Here is a 5,843-nt window from a genome sequence, read left to right as displayed (position 1 = left end):
GGCCGCACGACGACCGCGGTCGCCCTCGTCGCCGACCGGATCACGAGCGGCCGCCTCGCTGCGGATGAGGTCCTGCTGCTCGCCCCGCGGCGCACGCAGGCGACCCGCCTCCGCGACCGGCTGCTGCTCGCCGTCGGGCGCCCGGTGACCGCGCCGCTCGCCCGCACCGCCGCCTCCCTCGCGTTCGACATCGCCAGGCGCGACGCCGCGGACGGCGGCCGCGACGCCCCGGTGCTGCTGTCCGGCGGGGACCAGGACCGGCTCGTCGCGCAGCTGCTGCCCGAGTCCGGCACGGCGTGGCCGGAGCACCTGGGCGAGGAGGTGCGCGGCACGCGCGTGTTCCGCGGCGAGCTGCGCGAGCTCTTCGCCCGCTGCACCGAGCGCGACGTCGACTGGAGCGACCTCGCGTCGCTGGGGGAGGAGCGGGGCCGGCGGGAGTGGTGCGCCGCCGCCGCGTTCTGGCGCGAGTACCTCGAGGTGCTGCCGGCGGTGAGCCCCGACGCGTTCGACTCCGCCGAGCTCGTCGCGCTCGCGACCGCGGCCGTGCTCGGCGACCGCCCCGGCGAGCTCGCGCGCCGCCTCCGGCTCGTCGTGGTCGACGACATGCAGGACCTGGGCGAGTCCGCCGTCGGGCTGCTCGCGGCGCTCGCGGCCCGCGGCTGCGCGATCGTCGCCTTCGGCGATCCCGACATCGCCGCCGACACCTTCCGAGGCGGCGAGCCCGACCTGCTCGGCCGGTTCGAGCAGCGGTTCGGCATCGAGGCGCCGGCGCGGTTCGTCCTGCGGACCGTGCACCGCCACCCCGAGACGGTGCGCCGGTTCGTGACCCGCGTGACGGAGCGGATCGGCACCGCGCTCGCGGGGCCGCAGCGCACCGCGGCCGCGGCAGCCCCCGGCGGCCGGCCGGTGCTCGCGGTCGAGGCGGACGGCGACTCGGCGCTCGCCGCCCGCATCGCCCACCTGCTGCGCGAGCGGCACCTCGAGCACGACGTCCCCTTCGCCGACCAGGCGGTCGTCGTGCGGTCAGGCGCGCTGGTCGAGCCCCTCGCCCGCGCGCTCGAGATCGCCGGGGTGCCCGCCGTCACCACCGGCACGGCGGACGCTGCCGAGCACGCGTCGCGCGCGCTGCTCGAGGTCGTCGGCATCGGCATCGGCCTGCTCCCGCTCACGCCGGAGTCCGCGACGGCGCTCGTGACCGGGCCGTTCTGCGGGCTGGACCGCCTCGCGCTGCGGCGCCTCCGCCTCGCGCTGCGGGTGGAGGAGGTCGGCGGCGGCGGGTCGCGCGGCGCGGGGGAGCTGCTGGTGGAGGCGCTGGAGGCGCCCGACCGGCTGGCGACGATCGACGCGCCGTTCGTCCGCAGCGCCGCGCGCCTGGCGACCGTGCTGCAGCGCGTCCGCGAGCTCGACTCGGGCGGCGCGTCCGCGGAGGAGCTGCTGTGGCACGTGTGGGAGGCGAGCGGCCTCGCGCCCGTCTGGCGGGAGCGGGCGCTCGGCGCCGGACTGGTGGCGGCGGAGGCGAACCGCGACCTCGACGACCTGGTCGCCCTGTTCTCGGCGGCGGCCCGCGCCGCGGAGCGCGGACCGACCGACCCTGCCGCCGGGTTCGTGACGGCGCAGCTCGAGGCCGACGTCGTCGACGACTCCCTCGCGCCGCGCGGCCGCCGCGACGGCGTGCTCGTCACCACGCCGGTCGGGGTCGCCGGGCTCGAGTTCGACACCGTCGTGCTCGCCGGGCTGCAGGACGGCGTCTGGCCGAACCTCCGGCCCCGCGGCTCCCTGCTCGGGCTGGGCGAGCTGGTCGCGGAGCTCGACGGCCGCACCGTGCCCGCCTCCGCCGTCGACGAGCGGAGGGCCGTGCTGTCCGACGAGCTGCGGCTGTTCGCCCTCGCCGCCTCCCGCGCGCGCCGAGCGCTGCTGCTCGCCGCCGTCGCCAACGACGACGAGGCGCCGAGCGTGCTGTTCGGGCTCGCCGACGGGCCCGCGCCGGACGCCGCGGGCGCCGCGCCCAACGCCCTCCGGCCCCTCGTCGGGCTGCTGCGCCGCACCGCGGTGTCCGGGGCGGCGGACGAGCGGCAGGACGCGGCGGCCGCGCTCGCCCGGCTCAGCCGGGCCGAGGTCGCCGGGGCGGCTCCGGCCGCGTGGTGGGGCCTCGCGCCCGCGACGACCGACGCCCCGCTGGTGCCCGATCCGGCCGACCCGGTCCGGGTGTCGCCGTCGAAGCTCGAGCGGTTCGAGGAGTCGCCGCTCGACTGGTTCGTCGAGCGGGTCGCCGGCGGCGAGCCGATGCTCGCCGGCGCCATCGGCACGATGCTGCACTGGGTCCTCGAGACCGCGCAGGCGCCGGACGAGCCCGCGCTGCTCGCCGCGCTCGAGGGCCGCTGGCGCGAGCTCGACTTCGAGGCGGCGTGGGTGGAGGCGCGGGAGCGGCGGCTCGCGCACCGGATGGTCGCGGCGATCTCCCGCTACCTCGCGGACCGCGCTGCCGACGGCTCCAGCCTGCTCGGCGGCGAGACCCCGTTCGAGTTCCCGGTCGGCCGCGCCCTCGCCACCGGCACGATCGACCGCGTCGAGCGGGACGGCGCCGGGCACGTGCGCGTCGTCGACCTGAAGACGGGCTCCACCCGGCCGAGCGCCGCGAAGACGCAGACCCACGCGCAGCTCGGCGTGTACCAGCTCGCGGTGCGGGCAGGAGCGGTGGAGGGGCTGGACGGCTCCGAGGCGAGCGGCGGCGCCGCCCTGCTGTTCGTGCCGCCGAAGGGCAAGGAGCCCTACGCGCTGCTCGCGCAGCCGCCGCTCGACGAGGACGCCGCGGAGGCCTTCCGCGCCCGGCTGTCGGCAGCCGCGGAGGGGATGGCGGCGGCGGCGTTCCCCGGACCCGTCGAGCCCGACGTCCGGTTCGGCTCGAGCCCGTACCGGACGATGCTGCTGCGCGTGCCGGAGGTGTGCGGTGGCTGAGGTCTCGTCCGCCCAGGTCGGCGCCGCCCTGATCGCGGAGCGGCTGGGGCTGCACCCGCCGACGCCGCAGCAGCGCGCCGTCATCGAGGCGCCGCTCGTCCCCGCGCTCGTCGTGGCGGGCGCCGGCAGCGGCAAGACCGAGACGATGGCCATGCGCGTGCTCTGGCTGCTGGCGAACCGGAGGGTGCACGCTGCGGAGATCCTCGGCCTCACCTTCACGCGGAAGGCGGCGTCCGAGCTCGCCGAGCGGGTCAGGACCCGGCTCGGCATGCTCGCCGCGGCCGGCCTGGCGACGGACTACGACCCGTTCGACCCACCCGTCGTCTCGACCTACAACGCCTTCGCCAACGGTCTCTACCGCGACCACGCGGTGCGGATCGGCCGGGACGCCGACGGCGTCGTGCTCGGGGAGGCCTCCGCCTGGCAGCTCGCCCGGCGCGTCGTCATCGAGTCGGACGACCCGGGGCTCGCCGCGCTCGACCTCGGCGTCGACCGCATCACGCAGCTGGTCCTCGACCTCGCGAACGGGCTCGGCGAGCACGCCGCGGACCCCGACGCGGTCGGCGCGATGGCCGCGGCGTACGGCGTCGCGGTCGAGGCGCTGCCGTACGGTCGCACCGCCTACCAGGGGGACGTCGACGAGGCGCTCGTGCCGGCCAGGACGCTGCCCGTGCTGCTCCGGCTCGCCGAGGCGTACCGCGCGGCCAAGCGCTCCATCGGCGCGGTCCAGTACAGCGACCAGGTCGCGCTCGCCCTCGACATCACCGCGGCCGCGCCGGACGTCGTGCAGACGCTGCGCAGCCGGCACCGCGTGGTGCTGCTCGACGAGTACCAGGACACCTCCGTCGTGCAGACCCGGCTGCTCGCGCGCCTGTTCGCCGGCGGCCCGGTGATGGCGGTCGGCGACCCGCACCAGTCCATCTACGGCTGGCGCGGCGCGTCCGCCGCGAACCTGGAGGACTTCGGGCGCGACTTCGGCGCGGGCCGCGAGGTCGCCGTGCACGCGCTGAGCACCAGCTGGCGCAACGGCACCCGCATCCTCGCCGCGGCGAACGCGATCGCCGCCCCCCTGTCCGCCGCCTCCCGGGTCCCGGTCGAGCGGCTGGACCCGTCGCCGGTGGCGAGCGGGCACGACGTCGACCTCGAGTTCCGCGAGACGCTGGCCGAGGAGGCGGACGCCGTCGCCGACTGGTTCGCCGCCCGCCTGGCCGACGCCTCCCGTCCGCCGTCCGCGGCGCTGCTGGTGCGCGCCCGCCGCACGCTGCCCGACTTCCTCGACGCGTTCCGCCGGGCCGGGGTGCCGTACCACGTGCTCGGCGTCGGCGGCCTGCTGCTCGAGCCGGAGGTGATGGACCTCGTCGCCGCGCTGCGGGTGGTGCACGACCCGCAAGCCGGTCCGGAGCTGGTGCGCCTGCTCGCCGGCGGACGCTGGCGCGTCGGGCCGGCGGACCTCGCCGCGCTGCAGCGGCTCGGTCGCTGGCTCGAGCGCCACGACCCCGCGGAGCAGCGGCTCGCCCCCGAGGTCGCGGCGGCGTTCGACCGCTCGCTCGCGGAGGGGGAGAGCGTCTCGATCGTCGACGCGCTCGACTTCCTGTCCCGCCGCCGCGCGCACGGCGCGATCGCCGGCTTCACCGACGACGGCCTCGCGCGCCTCCGCGACGCCGGCGTGCTGCTCGCGGGCCTGCGGGCGCGGTCGGGCGGCGACCTGCCCGGCTTCGTGCACCTCGTGATCGAGAGCCTCGGCCTCGACATCGAGGTCGCCGCGAACGAGCGGCGCGTCGGACCCGCGCCGCTGGAGGCGTTCGACGAGGCGCTCGCCGGCTACCTCGCCGTCGCCGGTGCCGCGACCCTCGGCGGCTTCCTCGGCTGGCTGCAGACCGCCGAGCAGAAGGAGGACCTGTCCCCGCGCAGCGAGCCGCCGGAGGCGGGCACGGTCCAGGTGCTGACCGTGCACGGCTCGAAGGGGCTGGAGTGGGACCTCGTCGCCGTGCCGCGGATGGTCGAAGACGAGCTGCCGTCGAGGCCGCAGAGCACCAAGGGCTGGCTGACCGCCGGGGTGCTGCCGTACGCGTTCCGCGGCGACGCCGACGAGCTGCCGGTGCTCGACTGGCGCGGGTTCGCGGACCGGAAGGCCCTGAAGGACGGTCTGAAGGACTTCCGGGAGGCCGTGAAGGCGATGCTCCTCGCGGAGGAGCGCCGGCTCGCCTACGTCGCGATCACGCGGGCCCGGCACCGGGTGCTGCTGTCGGGGTCGTTCTGGGGCGGGCAGCGGTCGGCCCGCTCGCCCTCGCCCTTCCTCCGCGACATCGCCGAGGCGGGGGTGATCCCGGCACCGCCCGAGACGTCCGCGTTCGCCGAGCCGCCGGAGGGCGCCCCCGCCGAGCAGCTGCTCTGGCCGAGCGACCCGCTCGGCACGCGCAGGCCAGCGGTCGCCGCGGCCGCGGCAGCCGTCGCCGCCGCGACCGGCGACGGGGGCAGGTGGGCGCGTGCGGTCGACGTGCTGCTGGCCGAGCGGGCCAGGCGCGCCGCCGGCGGCGGCCGCACGGCGCTGCCGGACCGCATCCCCGCGTCCCGGTTCAAGGACTTCGTCGACGACCTCGACGGCGTGCTCGACGCCGTGCGGCGCCCGATGCCCGAGCGCCCCTACCGCGCCACCCGGCTGGGCACGACCTTCCACGCCTGGGTCGAGCAGCGGGTGGGTCGGGTCGGCACGGAGGAGCTCGTCGACGCAGGCCGGTCGGAGCGCGACGACGCCCTCGAGCCGGACGACGACGTGCCCGGCCTCGATGCGCTGCAGCGCACCTTCGAGGCGAGCGAGTGGGGCGGCCTCGAGCCGCTCGCGGTCGAGACCGAGATCCAGGTGCCGTTCGAAGGCCGGATCCTCGTCT

Annotated in this window: 2 protein-coding genes; both read left to right on the top strand. The window is 77.6% G+C overall.

What is annotated here, in order from left to right:
- A partial coding sequence (locus ACFE60_RS17055; RefSeq protein ID WP_375390054.1) for a PD-(D/E)XK nuclease family protein occupies positions 1–2,955 on the top strand: 2,955 nt, incomplete at its 5' end.
- The coding region (locus ACFE60_RS17050; RefSeq protein ID WP_375390053.1) for an ATP-dependent helicase at positions 2,948–5,843 on the top strand (2,896 nt) is incomplete at its 3' end. The genes ACFE60_RS17055 and ACFE60_RS17050, both read left to right, overlap by 8 nt.

Source organism: uncultured Amnibacterium sp. (genome assembly GCF_964245895.1).
Lineage (GTDB): Bacteria > Actinomycetota > Actinomycetes > Actinomycetales > Microbacteriaceae > Amnibacterium.
This window is presented reverse-complemented; position numbering and strand designations above follow the sequence as displayed.